Source organism: Noviherbaspirillum saxi (assembly GCF_003591035.1).
Classification (GTDB): domain Bacteria; phylum Pseudomonadota; class Gammaproteobacteria; order Burkholderiales; family Burkholderiaceae_D; genus Noviherbaspirillum; species Noviherbaspirillum saxi.
On record NZ_QYUO01000003.1, the window covers coordinates 1378295 to 1401632 of the forward strand.

General features: G+C 57.5%; 20 protein-coding genes. 7 read left to right on the forward strand and 13 right to left on the reverse strand.

The genetic code is table 11. From position 1 onward, the window contains the following. Window positions 1–259 precede the first annotated feature (259 nt). Window positions 260–385: a hypothetical protein gene (locus tag D3871_RS31500; protein WP_274381790.1), complete on the forward strand. Its 126-nt coding sequence runs from the start codon at window positions 260–262 to the stop codon at window positions 383–385. A gap of 140 nt (window positions 386–525) precedes the next feature. Here the strand turns inward: D3871_RS31500 and D3871_RS29350 are convergent, their stop codons facing one another. From D3871_RS29350 to D3871_RS29390, 9 genes are all read right to left on the reverse strand, one after another. Beyond that, window positions 526–1836 carry a hydantoinase/carbamoylase family amidase gene (locus D3871_RS29350; RefSeq protein WP_119772675.1) on the reverse strand — a complete coding sequence of 437 codons (1311 nt, stop codon included), beginning with the start codon at window positions 1834–1836 and terminating at the stop codon, window positions 526–528. A 127-nt stretch (window positions 1837–1963) separates the two neighbouring features. After that, entirely contained in the window at window positions 1964–2902 is a 939-nt protein-coding gene (locus D3871_RS29355) for a LysR family transcriptional regulator (RefSeq protein WP_119772676.1), read from the reverse strand. 121 nt (window positions 2903–3023) lie between these two features. Then, complete coding sequence (locus D3871_RS29360) at window positions 3024–4442, reverse strand: amidohydrolase family protein (RefSeq protein ID WP_119772677.1); 1419 nt, start codon at window positions 4440–4442, stop codon at window positions 3024–3026. Between the two features lie 250 nt (window positions 4443–4692). After that, entirely contained in the window at window positions 4693–5781 is a 1089-nt protein-coding gene (locus D3871_RS29365; RefSeq protein WP_119772678.1) for a BMP family ABC transporter substrate-binding protein, read from the reverse strand. 126 nt (window positions 5782–5907) lie between these two features. Further along, on the reverse strand, window positions 5908–6840 hold the full coding sequence (locus D3871_RS29370; RefSeq protein WP_119772679.1) for an ABC transporter permease: 933 nt from the start codon (window positions 6838–6840) through the stop codon (window positions 5908–5910). Further along, the gene (locus tag D3871_RS29375) at window positions 6825–7919 is read right to left on the reverse strand and encodes an ABC transporter permease (protein ID WP_233575869.1); all 1095 of its coding nucleotides are present in this window, start codon (window positions 7917–7919) and stop codon (window positions 6825–6827) included. The genes D3871_RS29370 and D3871_RS29375 overlap by 16 nt, the downstream gene beginning before the upstream one ends. Continuing rightward, window positions 7909–9486: an ABC transporter ATP-binding protein gene (locus tag D3871_RS29380; RefSeq protein ID WP_119772680.1), complete on the reverse strand. Its 1578-nt coding sequence runs from the start codon at window positions 9484–9486 to the stop codon at window positions 7909–7911. The genes D3871_RS29375 and D3871_RS29380 overlap by 11 nt, the downstream gene beginning before the upstream one ends. 59 nt (window positions 9487–9545) lie before the next feature. After that, complete coding sequence (locus D3871_RS29385) at window positions 9546–10652, reverse strand: CobW family GTP-binding protein (protein ID WP_233575870.1); 1107 nt, start codon at window positions 10650–10652, stop codon at window positions 9546–9548. 17 nt (window positions 10653–10669) lie between these two features. Further along, window positions 10670–11002 carry a hypothetical protein gene (locus D3871_RS29390; RefSeq protein ID WP_119772681.1) on the reverse strand — a complete coding sequence of 111 codons (333 nt, stop codon included), beginning with the start codon at window positions 11000–11002 and terminating at the stop codon, window positions 10670–10672. Between the two features lie 554 nt (window positions 11003–11556). Between D3871_RS29390 and D3871_RS29395 the strand changes: the two genes are divergently transcribed. The 6 genes from D3871_RS29395 (at window position 11557) to D3871_RS29420 (ending at window position 17669) form a co-directional block, all read left to right on the forward strand. Next, the gene (locus tag D3871_RS29395) at window positions 11557–12576 is read left to right on the forward strand and encodes an XdhC family protein (protein WP_119772682.1); all 1020 of its coding nucleotides are present in this window, start codon (window positions 11557–11559) and stop codon (window positions 12574–12576) included. Window positions 12577–12583: 7 nt separating this feature from the next. Beyond that, on the forward strand, window positions 12584–13210 hold the full coding sequence (locus tag D3871_RS29400; RefSeq protein ID WP_119772683.1) for a UbiX family flavin prenyltransferase: 627 nt from the start codon (window positions 12584–12586) through the stop codon (window positions 13208–13210). Between the two features lie 601 nt (window positions 13211–13811). Then, a complete protein-coding gene (locus tag D3871_RS29405) occupies window positions 13812–14270 on the forward strand; it encodes a GreA/GreB family elongation factor (protein WP_119772684.1) in 459 nt (152 codons plus the stop codon). 141 nt (window positions 14271–14411) lie between these two features. Next, window positions 14412–15335 carry a universal stress protein gene (locus D3871_RS29410; protein WP_158598118.1) on the forward strand — a complete coding sequence of 308 codons (924 nt, stop codon included), beginning with the start codon at window positions 14412–14414 and terminating at the stop codon, window positions 15333–15335. A gap of 16 nt (window positions 15336–15351) precedes the next feature. After that, window positions 15352–16230, forward strand: coding sequence for a uroporphyrinogen-III synthase (locus D3871_RS29415; RefSeq protein WP_158598119.1), 879 nt, complete (start codon window positions 15352–15354; stop codon window positions 16228–16230). A 404-nt stretch (window positions 16231–16634) separates the two neighbouring features. Beyond that, complete coding sequence (locus tag D3871_RS29420; RefSeq protein WP_119772687.1) at window positions 16635–17669, forward strand: C45 family autoproteolytic acyltransferase/hydrolase; 1035 nt, start codon at window positions 16635–16637, stop codon at window positions 17667–17669. Between the two features lie 76 nt (window positions 17670–17745). Here the strand turns inward: D3871_RS29420 and moaA are convergent, their stop codons facing one another. The 4 genes from moaA to D3871_RS29440 form a co-directional block, all read right to left on the reverse strand. Then, on the reverse strand, window positions 17746–18888 hold the full coding sequence (gene moaA, locus D3871_RS29425; RefSeq protein ID WP_119772688.1) for a GTP 3',8-cyclase MoaA: 1143 nt from the start codon (window positions 18886–18888) through the stop codon (window positions 17746–17748). 23 nt (window positions 18889–18911) lie between these two features. Continuing rightward, on the reverse strand, window positions 18912–20513 hold the full coding sequence (locus D3871_RS29430; RefSeq protein WP_119772689.1) for a methyl-accepting chemotaxis protein: 1602 nt from the start codon (window positions 20511–20513) through the stop codon (window positions 18912–18914). A 34-nt stretch (window positions 20514–20547) separates the two neighbouring features. Further along, the gene (locus tag D3871_RS29435) at window positions 20548–21936 is read right to left on the reverse strand and encodes a nucleobase:cation symporter-2 family protein (protein ID WP_119772690.1); all 1389 of its coding nucleotides are present in this window, start codon (window positions 21934–21936) and stop codon (window positions 20548–20550) included. Window positions 21937–22144: 208 nt separating this feature from the next. Next, a complete protein-coding gene (locus tag D3871_RS29440; protein WP_233575871.1) occupies window positions 22145–23065 on the reverse strand; it encodes a LysR family transcriptional regulator in 921 nt (306 codons plus the stop codon). Window positions 23066–23338 lie beyond the last annotated feature (273 nt).

The following is a 23338-nucleotide window of genomic DNA, read 5'->3' on the forward strand; positions in this document are numbered from 1 at the left end:
ACTTACAACAAGGGTAATTAATTCATGGCAATGACTATTATGGTGAGGTCGGCGACCTGCTCCGTGTCGTCGGAACTTGGTCGGCCAGCGAGCATCTGATCTTAGTCAAATTTGAGTACCTCGTTGCCGACGAGGTACTCAAGCGCGCGACTGCACGCAGGCAGTTGTTAAGGTTAGACCATGCACTCGTCGCGAAAGCCGAGGCTAGCGCTGGAAACGCGCATTGCCTTCTCGAATTTTTAAGGAAAGGAAACTGGACATGAAAAACTTAATTCTCATAGCCGCTGTCCTTCTTGCCGGCTGTTCAACATTCGCCCCGACCGACGTCAGCCATAGCGGCATGCATCCAACCGAATTGCCCGCTCTCTACGACGGGGGCGGCTGATTTGATGTGCTGCTGCAATACCTGGCACCTGGCACCTGGCGCTGCCCGCCTGAACGTATGGTACGTCTGACCGGCGATTTCTTCCGGTACAGCAGTGCGAAAATATGCGGGCAAGTTCGGGCCGCTACCTGCGCGATGCCTTAGCTTGCTTTATTTCCATTTTCAGAAATGCCCCGAATAAAGGCGAGCATGATCTCCCAAGCGGTTCCGATGTCATCCGCCGTTACGCTTTCGCGCGAGTCTTCCCCGAGTCCGGCGTTGTAGCAGCGCATAAACAACATGGCGACGTCCGTCACTGCGGCCATTTCCATTGCATCATGGGTGGTGCCAGCGGCCAGTTCGACCGGCTTGATTCCGGTACGCATGGCGGCCTCGCCTAGCTGGCGTCGCAGGCCGGCGGCGCAACTGACCGCGGCCACCTTTTCCACGCATTCGAACCGGACGTCCATATTGCGTCGATAGCAGATTGCATCGATGCCGATCATGATGGCAGCGATGGCTGCATCACGGGTTGCATCGTGTGCGGCCCGCACTTCGAGCGTCAGGCGGCAGGCTCCCGGAACCACATTTGCCGCCCCGTTCGGTATCTCGATCTCACCAACGGTGCCGACCAGCGAGGCGGTATCACTGCAGCACCTTTCCACGAGCAGAATGATTTCAGCAGCAGCTGCGGCGGCATCCCGTCGCAGCGCCATGGGTGTGCTTCCCGCATCGCATGCGGTTCCCGTCAGCTCAATCACGTAACGGCTGCTGCCGGCAATCGAAGAGACGATACCGGCTGGCAGACCGTGGGATCGCAACACCGGCCCGTCTTCGAGCGCGACTTCGACGAAGCCAAGCAAGTCGTTTCTGCGGCGCGCGATGTCCGGAATCAGCTGCGCGCTGTGGCCCGCATCATGCAATATCGTCCGTAAGCTCAGGCCCTCGGCATCGGTGCTGTCCAGCGCATGCATGTCAAAGCGTCCCGCTACCGCCTTGCTGCCCAGGAAAGGGCGATTGAAGCGCAAGCCCTTCCCGTCGGAAAAGCCGATCACCTCCACATGAAACGGCAGTTTCTCGCCACGGCTGTGCAAGTGCCGTACCACTGCGATCGGCAACAGTATGCCGAGGCGGCCCTCGAGTTTGCTGCTGTCGCGCGCGGTATCGTAGTGCGATCCGGTCATCAATGTCTTTGCGGCCGGATCATCGGATACATAGCGGCCGATCACATTTCCAACCGCGTCAATGCTCACTTCCATTCCGGCTTCGCGCATCCAGGAAGCCAGTTGCACCGCAGTCTTGCGGTGCGCGGTGGTCATGAAGGCGCAGGTCAGGCAATCGTCATCGTCGCTCCATGCCCCCAGGATCTCACTCCACGCCAGGATAAGCTTGCCGGCATGCGGAACAGCATCGCACCGGCTCAGCTCATCCGGCATGACGCTCGCAGGCGATAGTTGTTCACGCGGCATCATGGTGAGATCCGTTGTGCGGCCAGGTGGCTGAAGTAGTGCTGATATCTATTCATCATGTGTGCTCGTTCAGAATGAAACTGCAGGTACGACACCATCCGGCCCTGTAAACTGCTATTTATCGGAGCTGCTATTTATCGGAAAGCGATCTGGCGGTCGTCCGGATCAGCTCGCGCAGCCACTTGTGTTCCGGGCTGTGCTGCACCCGCTCGTGCCACATCTGGTAAAAATGCATGGTCGGAAACTTGACCGGCGCGACAAAGCTCTTGAGCGGCAATTTCTTTTCCCATGACTTCATGAATTGCCGGCCCGTGGTCAGTACAAGATCGGTACGCGTCAACATGGAAGGAATCAGCGCGAAGTAAGCCGACTCCACCACGACGTTGCGGCGCAGGCTTTGACTGGCAAGAAAAGATTCGATCACGCCCGAATAACCGGGCAGCATCTGCGACGGCGCCACATGCGGCAGGCTCAGATAGTCATCCAGGGTCATGCCATCATGGGCGGTGCGCAAGGCATAGGCGCAGTCTCCCCGCATGATGCACGCGATCTCATCGTCGAACAGCTTGGACACATGCAGGTGGTGCGGCGGCTCTTCCCAGTTTGCAATGACAAGGTCGAGATTGCCGTCCGACAGCAGGCGCACGTAATCCATTTCCGGCGCAAGACTATGGATGATGATCCGGCTCTTCGGCGATGCCCGCAACAGGTTGGCGACAATACCCGGCAGGAACTGGCTGTCGAGATAATCCGGTGCCGCGACATGAAAGGTGCGCGCATCCTGTTCCGGTACGAACGGAGTTTTTTGCTTGAACAGGCGATCGGTCTGTTCAAGGATATGCCGCGCCGGATGCAGCAGGCTTTCACCATGCTGCGTCAGCACCATGCCGCGGCCATTGCGCACCAATAAAGGATCGCCGGTGAGTTCACGCAGTTTGCGCAGCGAAACGGAGATTGACGATTGCGGCTGGTTCAGCTTCAATGCAACGCGCGAGACATTTCTCTCGGACAGAAGCATGTACAAGATCCGGATCAAATGAATATCCAGATGGACCGGCAAGGCGAACATGGTTACCTCGACAGAAGGTGCGGTACCCCGCCGTCATGCCGGCCTGCATACGGCCGCATGACTGTACTACCGCGGTTAGGCGCCACCGGCCGCACGGGCCGGTACTACCTCGAAATCAGTATCAAATATCTTCGACCAGACGCATGACGTCGGCACGCGCTTGTGCGCGCAGCTCCGCCATGTCGACCCCGGGGATCGCATCGTCTTCCACGACGATGCGTCCGCCGACCAGCAGCCATTTCAGACTTGGACGCCCGCCGCTGACGACCGGTCCGATCGCCATGTCGTGCAAGCCGAAATAGCGTGGCGAATCCAGGTCGTAGATCGCAAGGTCGGCCGCCTGCCCGATCGCCAGCGTGCCGACGCCATCGAAGCCCAGCGTGCGGGCGCCACCGGCCGTCGCCCAGTGAATCACTTGTTCCACGGTGGTGCTGTCGGCACCGCTCTCTCCCGCGCCTTGCGGCCGTGGCAGCGTCGCCGCGCCGGCGTGCGCACGGTGCATCAGCCAGCAGAAATGCACTTCGCTGATCATGTCGGCCGCTTCATTGGAGGCCGCGCCGTCGACGCCGATCGAGACAGCCGCGCCAAGACGTTCGAGCGCCGGTGCGGGCGCGACGCCATCGGCCAGGCGCGCATTGCTTTGCGGGCAATGCGCCATGCCGGTCCCGGTCTGCCCAAGGATCTTGCGCTCGACATCGGTCAGATGTACCAGATGAGCGAGCGACACGTCGGGGCCGACCCACTCGTTTTCGGCCAGGTATTCAATCGGCAGGCAGCCAAACGCCTCGCGGCAGTGTTCCATGTACGACACCGTCTCCGACATGTGGGTATGCAGCGGAATACCCATGTCGCGCGCGGCCCGGGCCACGGTCTTGAGCTCGTGTCGCTGCAGCGACACGGTGACCGTGGTGGGCGCCATCGCGACGCGCGTGTGCGGCCGCAAACCGTTTTGATGGAAGCGCGTGGCGGTGCGCTCGACATCGGAAAGCATGCCTTCCAGCGTTTCCGGTTCCACGTAATTGAGATCGTTGGCTTCCAGCTTGCGGGTCGTGGTCGCGCCGCCGCGCAAGAGCATGAAGCGCACTCCGAGCGCCGCGGCTTCGTCAAACAGCGCGGCCGACGCATCGTAAGACATGCCGGGGTAGTAAATGTAATGGTGGTCGGCAATGGTGGTGCAACCCGACAGCATCAATTCAATGATGCCGATGCGCGCTGCCAGCCGCAGCCGTTCTTCGTTGAAGTAGCGCCGGTAAATGAACGGCACCGACTGCAGCCACGGGCTGAGCGTTTGATTGATGCCTGCCGGGACACCCTTGAGCAGGGATTGAAACAAGTGATGATGCGTATTTATCCAGCCCGGATAAATTACGCAATCGCTGGCATCGAGCACCTTGTCCCCCGGCCGCTGCATCAGGCTGCGGCCCATTTCCGTGATGACGCCCTGTTCAATCCGCAAATCGGTGGCCTTGCTGCGCGCATCGCCGCCGCGCATGCCGGTGAGAATACTGTTTGCGTTCTTGATGAGAATGCTGTTCGTCATGTCTTTTCCTGTGGCACTCCGTGCCCGTGGGACGGAGTGCCGATTAATGCCATTGTTATGTGAAGGCTACGCTGAACAAGTCCTCGCGTGTCGCACATCCTGATTTCGGGCGATTCGCAGCGTTGCAAATCCTCGCCATGGCCCCCGCCATGCCTGTGGTTTGCGTGCGGCCGGCGAGGCCTTGCGCCTCATCCCGAAATCAGGCCCGCGCCATCGCGGGACTTATTCAGCGTAGCCTTAATTGTGGCTTTTACTTTTTTGGCACGGTTCCATCAATTCCCTGCACCAGGTAATTCATGGAGTTCAGCTCCTCCACGCTTAACACCTTGCCTGCAGGGACGCGTTCCTTGCCATCCTGATCAATGACGGGACCGGCGAACGGATGCAGCTTCCCTTCGATCAGGTCGCGTTCGGCGCGTACGAAGCGCTCGCGCACATCAGCCGGCACCGCCGCGTTCAATGGGGCCATCCGGATCATGCCTTCGCGCAGTCCGCCGACCACGTTGCCCGACTTCCAGCGTCCGGCAAGCACATCTTCGATGACCTTGACATAGTAGGGCCCCCAGGTATGCATGATCGAGGTCAGGTTGGTCTTGGGTCCGAATTTCGACACGTCGGAATAGTAACCGAGCGTATAGACACCCTTCTCTTCCGCCGTGGTCACAATCGAGACGCCGGATGTTGCATAAGCCATCACATCGACACCAAGCTTCATCAGGGTACTGGCTGCATCGCGTTCCTTGCCCGGGTCATACCAGGCATTGACCCAGATCAGCTTGATTTGCGCGTTCGGGTTCACGCTGCGCATGCCCTGCGCAAATGCATTCAGCCCTTGCAGCACTTCGGGAATCGGAAATGCGCCGACATAACCGACCACGCCCTTCTTGCTCATCGCTCCGGCCAGCACGCCTTCGAGATAACGGCCTTCGTAATAGCGGGCGTTATAGACGCCGAGATTCGAGGCGGTTTTATAGCCGCTGCCATTCAGGAAAATCACGTTTGGCGCCTGGCGTGCCACCTTGACGGTCGGCTCCATGAAGCCGAATGAAGGCGTGAAGATCACCTTGCAACCTTCCTGCACAAAGTTCCGGATCACGCGTTCGGCGTCCGGCCCTTCCGCGATATTCTCGACGAACTTGGTGGTGATCTTGTTCCCGACGGCAGCCACCAACTCCTTGCGCGCCAGTTCATGCTGATAAGTCCAGCCGCTCTCTCCTATTGGATTCGAGTAGAGAAAGCAGGTTTTCAGCGGCTCGTCGGCCAATGCGGAAGCGGCGATGCCCAGGCCTGCAACAAGACCGGTAAAGAGACGACGTGTACGGCGGTGATCGTATGACATTTTCTTCTCCTGTATTTTATAGTTAAATTAAATGTAAATGACACTAACCAAAGACTCGAATACAGCGATCGTGCCCGCCAATCCAGGTGCGTCCAGTGATCGCCTTGACGCTGAACAAATCGGTGCTTAACTATCCGCGCGGAACGGCTGCCCGAGCGACACTGGCGAATTCAGCCGGATCGTATTGGCGTTGCGCGAAATCACGACCAGAACGATGATCGTCGCGGCATACGGCAGCGCCGACAAAAACTGCGCCGGGACATCGAGTTTCAGTCCCGACCCCTGGACGAACAATTGGGAAATCATCACGCCGCCAAAGAGGTAGGCTCCGAGCACCACGCGCAATGGCCGCCATGTCGCGAATACCACCAGCGCCAGCGCGATCCAGCCGCGTCCCGCCACCATGCCTTCGGCCCAGAGTGGCGTGTAATACACCGACATGAACGCACCGCCGACACCCGCCATCGCGCCGCCGAAGGCAACCGCCGCATAGCGCAGCGCGATGACCTTGTAACCCACGGAGTGGGCGGCCGAAGGCGACTCTCCCACCGCACGCAATACCAGGCCCCAGCGGCTGCGGTACAGGAACCAGATCACCGCACCGACCAGCAACCAGGAAAAGTACACAAGGGACTGGTGATTAAACAGCGCTGGGCCGATCACCGGAATATCGGCAAGAACCGGAATGGGAATCGGCGGCACGATGCCGATCGGCGCAGACTCGAACGGTTTGCCGATAAAGGCGGACAGTCCGACACCAAAGATCGCCAGTGCGAGACCCGAAGCGACTTGATTGGCCAGCATCGTCAAGGTCAGGAAACCGAACAGCAACGACATCGCGCAGCCGGCGGCCATACCTGCCAATACCGCAAGAAGCGGGCTTCCGCCGGAGAAGGCGACGGCGAATGCGGCAACCGCACCGACTGACATCATTCCTTCCGCACCCAGATTCAACACGCCGGATTTTTCGGCGACCAGCGTGCCGATCGCGACAATGATCAATGGAGTGCCACAGATGATCGTGGCCGAGATGATGGAGGTGATCAGGTGGTTTTCCATGTCGCTTTTCCAAAAAACGGGTTGCTGCCCAAGCGCAGCCGATAGCCGATGAACAGGTCCGCCGCGAGCAGAAAGAACAGCAGCATCCCCTGGAACACCTTGGAAATCGAGGACGGCAGGTTCATGTATTGCTGCGCCTGCTCGCCGCCGAGGTACAGCATCGCCATCAAAATGCTGGAGAACAAAATACCGACCGGGTTGAGCCGTCCGACGAAGGCCACGATGATCGCGGCGAAGCCATAATTCATCGAAATGCTTTCGGTCAGCTGTCCCATCGGGCCAGCCACTTCGCTCATGCCGGCGGTGCCGGCCATCGCGCCGCCTGCCAGGAGACCGATCCAGATCGTGCGCTTTGCGGAATAGCCGGCGTAACGCGCGGCGGCTTCGGCCTGTCCTGCGACCTGCATCTGGTAGCCGTAGAAACTGCGCTGCAGGAACACATAGCCGGCGCCCAATGCGGTCAGGGCGATGAGAAACGCAAGATTCAAGCGCGTACCTTCGATCAGCACCGGCAGCAATGCCGAGTCATCGAACATGTACGTAGCCGGGAAATTGAATCCGTCCGGATTTTTCCATGGTCCGTGCACCAGCCACGACGCGGTCAACTGCGCAATGTAGACCAGCATCAGCGTGACCAGGATCTCATTCGCCCGAAAACGGGTGCGCAGCAGCGCCGGTATGGCCGCCCAGACGACACCGCCGAGCACGCCCGCCACCAGCATCGCGGGCAGCACCCAGATGCTGGAAACACCCTGGAAAAACAGTGCAACTCCGGTGGCGAAAATCGCACCCAGAATGTACTGCCCTTCGGCACCGATATTCCACACGTTGGCACGGTAACCGACCGCCAGGCCGACGGCGATCAGCATCAGCGGCGTCGCCTTCAGCAGTAGCTCCGAAATGCTGTACAGGTCGCGGATCGGATGGATGAAAAAGACCTTGAACCCTTCGATCGGACTCTTGCCCAGCAGCGCGAACAACACCAGGCTGCCGGCCAGCGTCAGCGCCACCGCGATCAGCGGCGACAGATAGCGCATGCGCTGCGACGCTTCAGGGCGCGCTTCAAGTTTAAGCAACATGTTTCACCTCCCTCATGTCAGTGATGGCGTTTGTATTGACTGCTCCGGCCGCACTTGGCCACATGCCGCTCATCCACATGCCGATTTCTTCGACATTGGTCTGGCGTGTCGGCGTGGTCGGCGACAAACGGCCGCCGGCGATGACGGCGATGCGGTCGCTGATCTCGAACAATTCGTCCAGCTCTTCCGAAATCACCAGCACCGCGACACCGGCATTGCGCAGGTCGATCAGCGACTGGCGGATGAAGGTTGCGGCGCCGACGTCTACACCCCAGGTCGGTTGCGACACGATCAGCAGCTTGGGCTTCTGCATGATTTCGCGTCCCATGATGAATTTCTGCAAGTTCCCGCCGGATAGCGAGCGTGCCTGGGCATCCGGCCCGCCACACTTGACGTTGAAGCGTGCAATGCATTCTTCCGCAAAGCCGCGCACTACATCGGCGCGAATCAGATTTCGGTTCAGCATGCCCTGATCATAGGCAGTCAGCAAAGCGTTTTCCGCAAGCGACATACGCGGCACCGCGCCCCGTCCCAGCCGCTCTTCCGGCACGAAGCACAGCCCCAGCTTGCGGCGCTGGTCTGGCGTCTTATCGGCCGCCGGCACGCCGCAGATCTGGACCGCCGCCTTTTCGCGCATCGGCGACTCGCCCGACAATGCATAGAGCAGTTCCTGCTGGCCGTTGCCGGAGACACCGGCAATGCCGACGATTTCACCCGCTCGCACGTCAAGCTGAATATCATCGAGATCGACGCCGAAGGGATCGTCGGATACCTGCGACAGGTGATCGATACGCAGCCGAACTTCGCCGCCCTCATTGCTGGTACCGTGCTCGCATACCGGAAGATCCTTGCCGATCATCAGCCGGGCCATGGACTTCGGCGTCTCGTCGCAGGGTATGCAAGAACCCGTGACTTTGCCGCCGCGCAGCACCGTCGCCGTGTGACACAGTTCCTGGATTTCATCGAGCTTGTGGCTGATGTACAAAATGCTGCGCCCTTCGGCTGCAAGCTGGCGCAAGGTCTCGAACAGTTTTCTTACCGCTTGCGGCGTCAATACCGAAGTCGGTTCATCCATGATGAGCAGGTTCGGATTCTGCAGCAGGCACCGGATGATCTCGACCCGCTGCCGCTCGCCAACCGAAAGCGCATGGGTGATGCGAAAAGGATCGACAGGCAGGCCGTAGCGCTCGGATACTTTTTCGATCCGGCGTGCGAGATAGGACAGGTCCGGTTTGCCGGGCAGCGACAGTGCGACATTCTCGACCACGGTAAGGGTCTCGAACAGCGAAAAATGCTGGAACACCATGCCGATGCCCAAGGTCCGCGCATGGGCGGGACTTTCCACCTGAACCAGCTGGCCTTCCCAGAACATCTCGCCCGAGGTCTGCCGCGTGACACCGTAAATGATCTTCATCAATGTCGATTTGCCGGCGCCGTTCTCGCCCAGAACCGCATGGATTTCACCCGGCATCACGCGCAGGTCGATGCCATCATTCGCTACAACGGATGGATAAACCTTCGTTATTCCGCGTAGCAGTAGCCGCGGCTCCTTACTTTGTTCGTTCACTTTATCTCCTCGCTACCCGGTTCTTGGGCGGCACGCAGCAATGCGGCCGCCGGACCTTTTTAAACTGTGGCTATCGCAGCATCGACGCATTCCAGCAGCGCTGAATGCAGTTCGCTCCGGTCCAGATTGCGGCCGATGAATACAAACTTGCTGGTGCGCGTGCTGCTTTCCCAGGCATCGGCCGGCTTGAGTTCCAGAATGCGGTGCACGCCTTGCAATACGTAGCGCCGACTGTCGCCCTCGATCTCGATGATGCCTTTCAGGCGAAAGATATCGTCGCCATGCACGGCGACCAGACCGTGCACGTAATCGGAAAGCCTTTGCCGGTCGAATGGCCGGTCGAATACCAGCGACACCGACGCGACCGAAGGATCGTGCATATGGCCGTGATCGGCATGGGCGTGCCCGTCATCGTGGTCATGATCGTGGCCGCAGGAGTCGTCGCATACATGATCATGCTCGTCAAGGAAATGCGGGTCGGCCACGATGGGCGATGAAGAGGAAAAACCGCCGATCCCGAGGATCGCCGTCAGATCGACCTTCGCATGGCTCGAACGCAGGATTTGCGCGCCCTCGTTGATTTTGCGGATACGCACCGCGAGTGCCGCGACGGTCGCCGCATCGACCAGGTCGGTCTTGTTGATGATGATGCGGTCGGCCGCCACGATCTGGTCGACCGCCTGATTGTCCATTCCCTGCAGCATTGGATCGTCCAGATGGCTTTCGATATGGACCGCATCGACCAGGGTCACAACGCCGTCAAGGCTGACCTGGCGGGCCACATCGTTATCCATGAAGAATGTCGCAGCGACCGGCGTGGGGTCGGCCAATCCGCTGGTTTCGACCAGGATGTGGTCGAATTTTTCGCTTTGGGATAGCAGTTTTTGCAGGATGCGCACCAGGTCGGTACGGACATCGACGACACAGCAGATACAGCCGTTCGTCATCTGGTAGATTTCCTCGTCCGATGTCAGCACCAGATCCGAATCGACATCCACTTCGCCGAATTCATTTTCAATGACGGCAATGCGATGGCCGTGCTTCTGCGTCAGGATGTAGTTGAGCAGGGTCGTCTTGCCGGATCCCAGAAATCCCGTAAGGATTGTGACGGGCACCTGCCTGGTAACGGACGGTGCGCTGCTGGTCATGGTTGTAGTATCTGTCATGTGTCCTCCGACAATGTTTAAAAATCCCGTTGCAGGGAGATGGGGTGATGATTGAGGCGACGCGCGCTCCGGTCACGTGCTGCGCCGCGCTTCAGGAAAAATTGTGTGATCGTTTGCGCGGACTGGAACGCCGCAGGAAATACCGGCCGGGCCGCATCGGAATGCAAGCTCTCGTGGAGCTTCGCGGCCTGCGCCTGGCGATGCCCACCGGATTCGGTGCCGGCATGCCAATCGTTCCGAGACGCGGCCGTGTCCTGGAAGGTGAATCCGAAAAAAGGAAGGTTCGATGCCGGGATGGCGGCCTGCTTGCTTGCAGGCCATTTGCTATGGCAGACGAATGAGTTAAGCATTGCAGCTCTCGGCGAAGATTACTTCACTGTGGCTCGTTCAATTTGCCTGTCAACCAGGCATATCGTACGAGAGCATCACCAGTGAGCAATCTCCTACCGAACATTCGCGGCATTGCGCCGTCGAATTTTCAGCTGATCGCTTCTACCCACTCACGGCCCTATTTATATTTTGTATTTCAGGGCATGTCAACAACCAATCGATGGTGCAAGTGCACAAATAAACATGTTCCGGGCGCATTCCCATACGCCGGGATGCTGGTGCCGGACGGACCTGCGGAGCCCTTGAAAACCTGGCGAAGGCGCACCACATGGCATTTCGAGCACACGCCCACCCTTAAAAACGCAATAGGAAAAACTCCCCTTTTCGCATACGCACTATACGAATTGCGATATAAGCACTATCAAAAATTTTGTTAAACAGAATCGATGATTTCTTTCATGATTAATGACAGAATGATTTACCCGTTAGCGATTTGCGTCGGCAAATGTGGCTCGGATAAGTGGCATGCCGCGCAGGCGGCATGGATAGACAACACTCTCGTGCCGGAGCAAATATGGATAGCATTGATCTTGAAGTCCTGAAATCCTGCGAACAATGGATTTCCCGCGGAAGCCGATGCGAACTGGTCACGGTCATCAAGACCTGGGGATCGAGCCCTCGTCCGGAAGGCGCCATGCTGGCGATCTGCGACGATGGCACGGTGGTCGGATCGGTGTCCGGCGGCTGTATCGAAGACGACCTGATCGATCGGGTCCGCAAAAACGGCATTACCCGCACCATGCCGGAAATCGTTACCTACGGCATCACCGCCGACGAAGCGCATCGCTTCGGACTGCCTTGCGGCGGTACCATCCAGCTCGCGATTGAACCGCTTTCGCAGGAAAGCGGCATCGCTGAACTGCTGCAACGGCTTACCGGGCATCAGCTTGTCGCGCGCCGGCTCGACCTGCGCACCGGCATGGTAACGCTTGGTCCCGCTTCCAGCGGGATGAGCCTGCAAGTGTCCGAGACGACGCTGACCACCATTCATGGCCCGCGCTGGCGGCTGCTGATCATCGGCGCGGGCCAGTTGTCCCGCTTTCTGGCCCAGATTGCAGTCGGCATGGATTATCACGTCACGGTTTGCGATCCCCGTGAAGAATATCGTGAAGGATGGCAGGTGGCCGGCGTCGAAGTTGTCCACGCAATGCCGGATGACCTGGTGCTGGAAATGCAGCTCGACAGCCGCAGTGCGGTGATCGCCCTTACGCATGATCCCAAGCTGGACGACCTTGCATTGATGGAGGCATTGCGTTCCGACGCGTTTTACGTAGGCGCCATCGGCTCACGCGTGAACAATGCAAGACGCCGCGAGCGCCTGCTTCAATTTGACGTGACAGAGGCGCAGTTGACAAACCTGCATGGTCCGATCGGCATGTACATCGGTAGCAAGACGCCGTCCGAAATTGCGATTTCCATTCTTGCCGAGATGACTGCCGTAAAGAATGGCGTGGCCCTGCTCGATGCGGCGCGCATCGAAAACGCCAAAATCGCAAACCGGCAAGCGGCGACCGATCCTTCATGTGAAAGCTGAGAACATCATGCAAACAAGCAAAAAACGTCTGGTGGTCGCAATCACCGGCGCCAGCGGCGCCATCTATGGTGTGCGCATCCTGCAGGTATTGTCGAAGCTTGAAGACTGGGAAAGCCACCTGGTGTTCTCGTCGTCGGGCGCACTGACCGCCGCCCATGAACTCGGCATGCGCCGGCCGGAAATCGAGGAACTGGCCGATGTCGTGCACAACGTGCGCGACATCGGCGCATCGATTGCAAGCGGGTCATTCCAGTGCGACGGCATGGTGATTGCGCCCTGTTCGATGCGAACCCTGGCTGCGGTAGCGCATGGCATGGCCGACAATCTTGTGACACGCGCGGCCGATGTGATGCTGAAGGAACGACGTCGGCTGGTATTGCTGGCACGGGAAACGCCGTTCAACCTTGCGCATCTGCGCAACATGACGGCGGTCACCGAACTGGGCGCAATCGTGCTGCCGCCTATGCCCGCGTTCTACAATCATCCTCAAACCGTCGACGACATCGTCAACCATACTGTCGGCCGCGCACTCGACCTGTTTCATGTCGAGCACGCCGGACTGGTGCAACGATGGCAAGGATTGAAAGCGTCGCCGGCATTCGCTGAACGCGACGTCAATATGGGTCGGGAATGATGGCCGTGGCATTGTGGCCGCCAAGCGTCGTCAATGAGGCATCGTGTTTGGCCGCAGTGCTGCGATTGATTCATTGACATTTTGATCATGGCCGCGCCTTGTTTGACGAGCAAATCGTCTCGGCCTCGCCATTGACACGCTGTATTGTCCTATTTCGTGGATCTAGCTGTGTCCGGTCGAACTGGATCGCCGTTCGTTGAGGGACCCGGTTGACGAATAATTCAAAGCGTATATACTCAGCTCACATTCAATCACTTCCATAGTGGCACTAGCGTGAACAAGGCCTGCATTCTCGCGAATCGCAATTGTTCTACCCTGAACGAGGGAGTGTCATCTATTGTTGCGTGCTTCATTTTTAATCAGCGCCCGTGCCCTCTGCCGCACGGGAATGCTTTCTTGAATGTACGCCGCGCGCAGTTGTCCACACGGGACCTCGCCTGCCTCTCTTAGGCTCGGCGAGCGCCTAAGAGAACCACCGGTTCTCACTGCCTCCCGAGCCACCCCACCCGAAATTTGAACGACGTGCCGGCATCTTCGGCTGGCACCCCACGTCTTTTTCAATGACCGCTTTCCAAGCATGCGGTCATGGGGATCTATTGCCATGAAAATTGAACGCTTTTTGTCTCAGCATGACGCATCAACCCTTAGTCGACTTGCCGAGAACTTGTTGCGTCTGCGTGATGTTAAGTTTAACCATGCAGAACGGCTCATAGAGCTAATCACTACTTCCATCCTGCTTCCAGAGAATAGCCGGCGTGACGACTATGTCTCCCTGTACTCAACAGTGGTCTACCGCGCGGTCGGCACCTCGCAATTGAAATCGATTGTTCTTGTGTGTCCACAGGATGCAAGTGATGTGCTGGCGAAGGTGTCGCTTCTCGCGCCTTTGGCGATGGCCTTGCTCGGACGCGTCGTCGGAAGCATCGTTGCAGTTACGCTCCCCTTTAACCAGGTTCAGTACATTGAAATTGTAAAAGTCGAACCAGTGTACGACGACGACTGCGCACGTGAGCCATTCAATCGCGGCGCCCCTGCCGTCAGAGAATCCAGGCCTACTTAACCCTAGTCAGGACGGATCGCTTCGCTGCACGCCAAATGAAGCGTTGTCCGTAGATTCTGCCGACCTGGCATAACGACGACAGAGCTAGCAATGCGAGATGCGCAAAATCAGAGTAACAACGATGTATTGAGGGGAGATGGTATGCATCGTATTCAGAATATATTAGTCGCCACGGACTATTCAGAGCAGGCGAGGCGCGCAGAAACGCGCGCTGCAATGCTCAGTGTGGAGTTAAAGGCCAGCACGCTCGAGATTCTAGCGGTACAGGAAACGAGGATGGGATTGAATACGCCCGCCACTGCTTCCGAAAGCACCGAATGTGATGTCAGTTCGGTTGATAGCGTTCTCGTCGAGAACCGGCTTCCGGTTTCGTTAGCCCATAGCGTTGATGCCTTGCAGTGCATTCGCTCATTAGCCGTGGGAAAACCAGCTACTGCGATTGCCAAGCGAGCCGATGAACTGGACTCTGATCTGACGATTGTTGCAGCGCGGTCGAAGAAATTCGTACCCGCTTTTTTCACGCGGGATGGTAACGACGAACTCGTGCGCCTTAGTACGCGGCCGGTACTTCTTGTACATACCGATCCTGACCGGGCTTACGCAAAAGTACTGGTTGCAGTAGACTTTTCGGAAGAGTCGAAGGAAGCTGCCCGTCATGCGCTAGCCGTAGCACCATCGGCCCACTTCACGTTTCTTCACGCCTGCCAGGTCCCGGACGAAGGGATCATGCGGGAGTCCGGCCTCAATACGGAAGCCATGAACGCCAGCCGGATGGCTCTATGCGAAGAAGCACGCGGAGAACTCAATCTGTTCATTGATCAACTGGGCACAAGGAAACAGTTGATCACTCGCGCCATTCACTATGGCCAAACAGTGTCTGTACTCTGTGATTACGCCAAACGCATGCGCGCCGACCTGATCGCCATTGGCAGGCACGGCAAATCGCGCTTCGTAGAACGCCTGCTGGGCAACACAGCACAACGTCTAATGGACCGTACGACCTGCGACCTCCTTGTCACGTCAACTTCGCCCCCCGGTGGCTGGGATGACAGGCCCGCAGCTTAGAATCAAAAGGACCGCCATGAATCGACTTCCGGTGCAGTCGGCAGTGGAAAATTCCATGCCGCGAAAACCACATGCCTCGGCCCTCGAGCAAATCAGCTCCGGCGGCGGTATTGCGCATACTATTGTGGTAACCAGGCCATTAAAACAATCCATGCTTTTGGCAGAACGAATCCAATCGCTGGGAGTAACACCGACGCTTTACCCGTTATTGGACATCTTGCCAGCCGTGGATCGCAGGCTGATATATGACGCCGTGCGCAATATTGATTGTTACGCATTAGTGATCTTTGTCAGCCCGAATGCAATAGCCGCGTTTTTTCCGTCCGTCACTTACTGGCCGCGATCCACGGCCATTGCCGTAATGGGGAGTACCGGGGTAAAGCAGTTGGAAAAACTAGGTTTTACGGAAGCGCACGTGAAGATCGTGGTACCTGACCGCCTCTCTTCAAACGACTCAGAGGGGTTATTGAAAATTCTCAACCTGCAGGAGCTTCGGGGAAAGCGTGCTCTGATTGTAAGGGCGGAAACAGGAAGAGAGTACTTGGCGAACGCCCTTCTCGCCGGCGGCATGACAGTGGATCTCCTTGCCGCGTATCGGCGGATTCCGGTCAGGCTGGATCAGCAGAGGATGGTATTGCTCAATGAATTGCTGGCTGGTCATAACGATTGGGTGGTGACGAGCACTGAGGGACTGGCGGTGCTAGTGGACCAGGCGGAACAGGCTGCCGGCAGCGAAGGACGAGTGCGCTTGATCACGCAACGACTGATCGTGACACATCCGCGTATTTTTGAAGCCGCAAAGATCGCCGGCTTTACCAATGTCGTTCTTTCAGGTACCGGTGACGATAATGTAATGTCGTGTTTAACGGCGCTGTATTCCGGGCATGGGAGCTAGCATGCACTTGGTAACCGGTCCAAGCGTGTGCCTGCCAATGTACATTTATATGAGCAACGACAGTGCGTGACATCACACTTAAGGCTACGCTGAACAAGTCCTCGCGTGTCGCACATCCTGATTTCGGGCGATCCGCGGCGTTGCAAATCCTCGCCATGGCCCCGCCATGTCTGTGGTTTGCGCCTTGCGCCTCATCCCGAAATCAGGCCTGCGCCATCGCGGAACTTATTCAGCGTAGCCTTAATGGTGTATTACGTATGAAACCTGATACCGTTGTCTCGACTCTCGACGCATGACCTTGGTTTACCCTTCTGAATCAGCTATGGAATGAACCAGATTTCGGTTCTTACTTTCTCGACGACAGTCCATCACATACGTCTTTTTGGCGTGCACTTCTCAATGTAATGCAAACCGCAACACCTATACTAATTCAGGGAACACCAGAAAATATTGGACTCACTCTGGGTGAACTCGCCCAAGAAGCCATGCATGAATGGATAGTCCGCACAGATGAGTGGGCCTGCTTGATGGAATGGTATGGTACTTCGACAATCACCCGGTTAATCGATACCGTTCAAAAGGCATTTCCGACGTGTTGCGACGAGCTGTATGGTATTAGCACCGGCCTGGGAATGGAATTTGAAAAGGTGTTTATTTGGAACTGTCGTGCGGAGCTACTCGGCGTATCGTCGCTGCGTAGCAGCACGCTTGCCTGGAACCGCTTAGGATCGCGATCCGTGTTCCATCGTCTTAGTGGTATCGGTGGAAATGAAGGTGCAGTGCGATTAGCCACGATTCACCCTGACGGGATGCCGGGCTTTGCTACAGTCTATGCACCCGGAGAACTTCCAGGCAATACCATTGCGGCGACGACGTCCGGAATGGTGCACGCCGTAAATCGCCTGGATTTACCATGCGCATTAGACGGCGTCCCGACTGGATTCATCAACCGCGCGGTTCTCGGCACTCAATCTCTGTTGGAAGCGATCGAACTGGTCATGGAATGGAACGACTTTGGCGCAGCACACCATACTCTAGGTTCGGCACATGAGTTTGTCATGGTAAGCATTGAATCAGAGAGAGGGCAGCGCTCAATCGTTCCAGTCGCTAGCAAGTATGCGCACACAAATCATGCTATTCACGACATTATGAAGTCGGCAACCCACATGCGTAACGTCGACAGCGAGGCACGCCTGGAGGAGATGCGGCGGCTACTCGAGGAAATCCCGCCGCACCCTGACGAAATGTGCATCGATCAGACGCTCACGCCGACGACGCAATGTCAAGGACCTCCCGAGCTGGCCGCATCAGGCGACGTGGAGAAAACGACTGATTCTGTCGTCACCCTGGTAACGACAAGCGAAACAGATATTAGATTTAGCGTTCGATCAACGCAGGAATCAACATGGCTTACGCACAGCTTTCCCCTCAATAGGTAAGGTCAACACCTTTACTGAGCGTTCAGGCGGTGGATGACAGGCGCAAGCCATCGACGGATGCCTCGACGCCCTTGCTCTAGCCGCCTATGTACGACATTTCCACCTTGCGCAACGGTACGGCAACCGATGTCATCGCGGTCCGCATTTCCGAATACCGGTCGCTGCGTGCGCGCCACAGGCGCGCGATCACCGTCGACAACTCGTCATCCGTATCGCCGCGCCGCAGCAAGGTCCGCAAATCGTAACCCTGCGTGCCGAACAGGCAGGTGAACAGCTTTCCTTCGGTCGATAAGCGCGCCCGGGTACAGCTTTGGCAGAATGCCTGCGTAACGCTGGAGATAACGCCAATTTCGCCACCGCCATCCACGTAGCGCCATCGCGCAGCCGTTTCACCATCATAATTCGGCGCAATTGCACGCAAGGGAAACTCTTGATGAATGCGCCGAATGACTTCCGCTGACGGGATCACCTCGTCCAGCTTCCAGCCATTGGACGATCCCACGTCCATGTACTCGATATATCGCAGGATAAAGGGGGAATCCTTGAAATAGCGGGCCATAGTCAGTATCTGGCTGTCGTTGGTGCCGCCCTTGACCACCATGTTGACCTTGGTATGCGTAAAGCCGGCCTGATGCGCAGCATCAAGGCCTCGCAGCACATCAGCCACGGCAAAATCGACATCGTTCATCTTGCGGAACAGCGTGTCGTCCAGCGCATCGAGCGACACCGTGAGGCGGGTCAGCCCGGCATCTTTCAGCGCATGGGCCTTTTTCGCAAGCAGCGATCCGTTGGTCGTCAACGTCAGTTCCAGACTATCCCCGTCGATTGTCCGAAGCGTGCTGAGCATGGCAACCAGGCGCTCTATATTCTTGCGCAACAATGGCTCGCCGCCGGTGAGCCGGATCTTGCGAACGCCACGGGCAATGAATAGTTTTGCGATCCTGACTATTTCTTCAAAGGAGAGCAGCGCATCCTGCGGCAGATAGGTATAGCGATGGTCGAATACTTCCTTGGGCATGCAGTACACGCAGCGGAAATTGCAGCGATCTGTCACGGAGATGCGCAAGTCGCGAAGCGGGCGGTCGAGTTTGTCGGTTACGACATCCGGCAAGGCGGAGACCGATGCAGGCTCGGCGGTCGCAACCACAGGTCTCCGGTCAGCCGCTGCGTCGACGTCCAACCGACGATGATCCATGATGGGAATAATCTTCTTGTTCATAAAGTCCGGCCTACCGGCATGCGTCACATGGCCGCAGAGTGATAAACCATCATACCCATGTGCGGCATGGCCTCGGCATTGTCCAGCTTGAACACCTTGACGACATCGACCAGTTTGCTTGCCTGCTCCTGCATGGCTTCCGCGGCCGCCGACGCCTGCTCGACCAATGCCGCGTTTTGCTGGGTCGTCTGGTCCATCTGCGCGATCGCCTGGTTAATCTGCTCGATCCCGGTTCGCTGCTCGCGGCTGGCAGTCGTAATCTCGCCGATGATATCGGTGACGCGAAGCACACTGCTTACCACTTCATCCATGGTCTTGCCGGCCTGTCCGACAAGCCTGCTGCCCGCCTCTGTTTTATCGACCGAATCGCCGATCAAGGTCTTGATTTCTTTTGCCGCGGCGGCGCTTCGTTGCGCGAGGCTGCGTACTTCGCTGGCGACCACGGCGAATCCCCTGCCCTGTTCGCCGGCGCGCGCCGCCTCCACCGCGGCGTTCAGCGCAAGAATATTGGTCTGGAAAGCAATGCCATCGATCACACTGATGATGTCGACGATCTTCCTGGACGAATCGTTAATCGAGGCCATCGTGTCCACCACTTGCGATACCACCTCGCCGCCCTTTGCCGCTACGCCCGACGCGTTAATCGCCAGTTGATTGGCTTGCGTTGCATTGTCGGCGTTCTGCTTCACGGTTGCTGTCAACTGCTCCATCGACGCTGCCGTCTGCTGGAGGGAACTGGCTTGCGCTTCGCTTCTGGAAGACAAATCCAGGTTCCCCGATGCTATCTCGCCCGATGCGGTCGCAATGGTATCGGTCGATGCGCGTACATCGCTGACGATGCGCACCAGACCGTCGTTCATATCCCTCAGTGCCTGCATCAGCTGGCCTGTTTCATCTTTCGATCTGACCTCGATGATCGCGGTCAGATCGCCGGCGGCAACCCGCCTGGCGGTAACGACGGCAAATTTCAAGGGACTGGATATGATGCGCGCGATCCATAAGGCGAGCAAAATGCCTGATACCACGGTTGCGCCTATCAGGCACAGCATCCAGATAAGCGACATCGTGTAGGTGTCCTGCGCCCGTCGATGTGCAGCGTTTCCGCCTTCGGCATTGATGTCGACGAGCTTGTTGATCCGGGCAGTCATTTCTCCGAGCAGGCGCGAGGATTCGCCGACGATGAAGGTTTTCGCTTCATCCTTGCTGTTCTGCCGAGACAACACTAGAAACTTTTGATGTTCGACCATGAACTGGTCGAACATCGTGGTCAGCTCCGCATACAGCGCCTGTTCCTCCGGCGAGGATAGCAGGCGCGCGTATGCTTCCCGGTCGCGCTTCAATGCCGCGGACAAGTCGGCAAGACGCTTTTCCGCAAACGCCATTGTCGGCTCGGTGGTATTGATCAGATGCGACAACTCCCAGCGGCGGAACTCGCCCAGATTGCCGCGCAAGAGCAGGATGGTCTTGACACCAGGCAGCCACTTGTCAACCTGTTCGCTGGACGCCTGGTTGATGCTGCCCATCCTGTAGAGAGAAACCGCACCAAGCAATACGGTCAGGCACAACACTGCGGCAATCGCGACGACGAGCTTGGTCGCGATTCTCAAATCGTAAAACCATTTCATGGTGCCTCTCTCAGTCGGGCGTCTTTCCTGTCGATCAGGAAGCTGCGCCAGTAGGTTCTTCCGCAATCGCAAATGCCACTTCCTTCTCTGTGCCTGCCCCATTGAACAGGATGTTCAGCAGCAGCGCGGTCAAGGTCCCGAGCAGAATGCCGTTCTGGCAGAACTTCGCCAGCAGTTCAGGTAACTGGACGAAGAATTTGTCGGCGACCAGCGGAATCATTCCCAGCGCAACACTCACGGCGACGATGTACAGGTTTTTATTGTTCTTGTCGAAGTCGACATGCATCAGGATCTTGATACCGGTGGCAGCGACCATGCCGAACATGACCACGGCAGCGCCGCCGAGTACGTATTGCGGAATCGAAGCCGCGAAATAGGCAAGCTTTGGCAGGCATCCGAGAATCACAAGGATGCCGCCCGCCGCAGCGCACACCCAACGGCTGCGCACGCCCGTTACCTGGACCAATCCGATGTTCTGCGCATACGAAGTGTAGGTGAAGGTATTGAATATGGACCCAAGGATGGCTCCGACGCCATCAGCTCGCAATCCGCGCGCAATATCGGTGCGCGTAATCGGTTTGCCGACCACTTCCCCGATAGCAAGAAACTGGCCGACGCCTTCGACCATGATGACCATCATGACGATGCAAAGCGTAATGCTCGACATGATGTCGAACGTGGGCAAGCCGAACTGGAAGGGCATGATCGGATAAAACCAGCTGGCGGTGGCAACGCCGTCGAAGCTTACCTTGCCTAGTGCCAGCGCGATCAGGAAGCCCGCCGTGATACCGATCAGGACGGAAAGATTGGCGATGAAACCCTTGCCGAAAGCGACGATCAGCAACACCGTCAACAAGACCAGGGCGGAAATCGCCAGATTGATCGGCAAGCCATAGTTGGGGTTGGGCATCGGTCCCGAAGGGCCGGAAATGGTCGGACTGCCGCCCGCTGCCCAATTGATGCCGACCCGCATCAAGGATATGCCGATAACCAGTACGACCGTGCCGGTGACGACAGGCGGAAACCATTTGACAAGGCGACTGACGTAGGGCGATGCAATATAGGTAAAAATACCCGCCACCATCACTGCGCCGAACACCGCTTGCATGCCTAGCGCAGGATTGGAACCAGTAGCGATAATCGGCGCGATGGCGGTGAACGTCACGCCCATCATCATCGGCAGGCGAATGCCGATATTCCAGATACCGATACTTTGTATCATCGTCACCAGACCGCAGCAAAACAAGTCAGCGGCAATCAACAGTGCGATCTGATCTTTGGGCAGCTTCAGCGCGCCACCGATTATCAGCGGTACCGCAATCGCGCCGGCATACATCACCAGTACATGCTGCAAGCCGAGGGCAGCAAGCTTTGATGCGGGAAGAACTTCGTCGACGGGATGGGCTTTTTCAATACTGGACATGCTGTCTCCTGTGGTTCCCCAGACCGACTGGGGGAGCTATATGGTGAAATACGCTCGCATCGGCTATGTGCAAATTGAGGATGCCACCTGAACCATCACCGGTAAATACTTAAAGACAAATTTATCGATCGTGTTATCCGATGAATGCGCACATAAGATCGAATAGCTGGTATACGGGTGCCGACATGGGCCATGCCGCCCAGCCCACTCACTGTTCGGCAAGCACCTGTTTGCTACGGATCAATAGATCGCGAAAATGCTGGGCCGTTGGAGAAAGCGAGCGGCCGGCATGGAACAGCAAGGACACTTCACGCTGGATCACAGGATTAGTCACCGTTTTGACCACAAGTCCAAGTCCTGCAGCAAGCCTGCTCACCGCCGTACTCATCACCGCAATTCCGAGACCCGCTTCCACCATGCCGACCATGGTCAGCGGCAAATATACCTCATGCAGACGGGAGAGCGTGATTCCCTCGGCCTGCAAGGCGCTGTCAAGGCGCTCGCGGATAGGATTGCCGTGCCGGGGGCCGATCAACGGCATATCCGCCAGGTCCTGCCAGCGCAATTCGCGCTTGCGTGCGAGCGCGTGATCGGGGCGCATGACCACCACAAACGCATCGGAAGATAACAAATGCGCGGCAAGGTCCAGCTTGCTGTCGGCTTCTGTCCCGATGCCGAAATCAACTTCCCCCATGCGCACCATTTGCGGGACTTCGTGTTCCGCGACGTCATGCAATTCCACTTTGACGCCGGGATATTCGATACAAAACTGCCGGATAAAGCGCGGCAGCATCAACGCAGCCTGGACCGACGACGCGGCAATCGATACGCGACCCCGGCCGAGCGTTCTCAATTCACTGGAATTTTCGATGACGCTGTCGATGTCGTCGACCGCTTTCTTTACCAGAGGTAAGAGTTCGGCGCCGGCCTGCGTGATTTGCAGCAGGCGCGTGTGGCGATCGAACAGGCGCAGGCCGAGATTGGCTTCGAGTTCATGTACCAGTGCGCTGACCGATGACTGCGACAGGTTGAGCTTGTCCGCAGCGCGGGTGAAGTGTCCTTCCGACGCGACTGCAATAAATGCGCGCAGCTGGCGCAGGGAAACATTCATGTTGGCGAGATTTTTCATGTCGCAAAAATATCCGATTTCACCAAAGGGTTGGCTGGTTTCGGCACTCCCGTTAGAGCCTTTTCGTCCTGAGTTGACCAGGCAAGGCAAAAAGGGCTCTAGAGCGGGCAACATCGCGGCCTACGTGCGATTGATAGGCATCCAATCGACACGATTCATAGAGTAACACGATTAATAAATAGGGTTTGACCCATTTACCGATTGCCCGTGACCAGAGATTATCACGTTGACCGGCAGCCGGTCAGTATCCGTGAACATGCATACCGGCAAGCG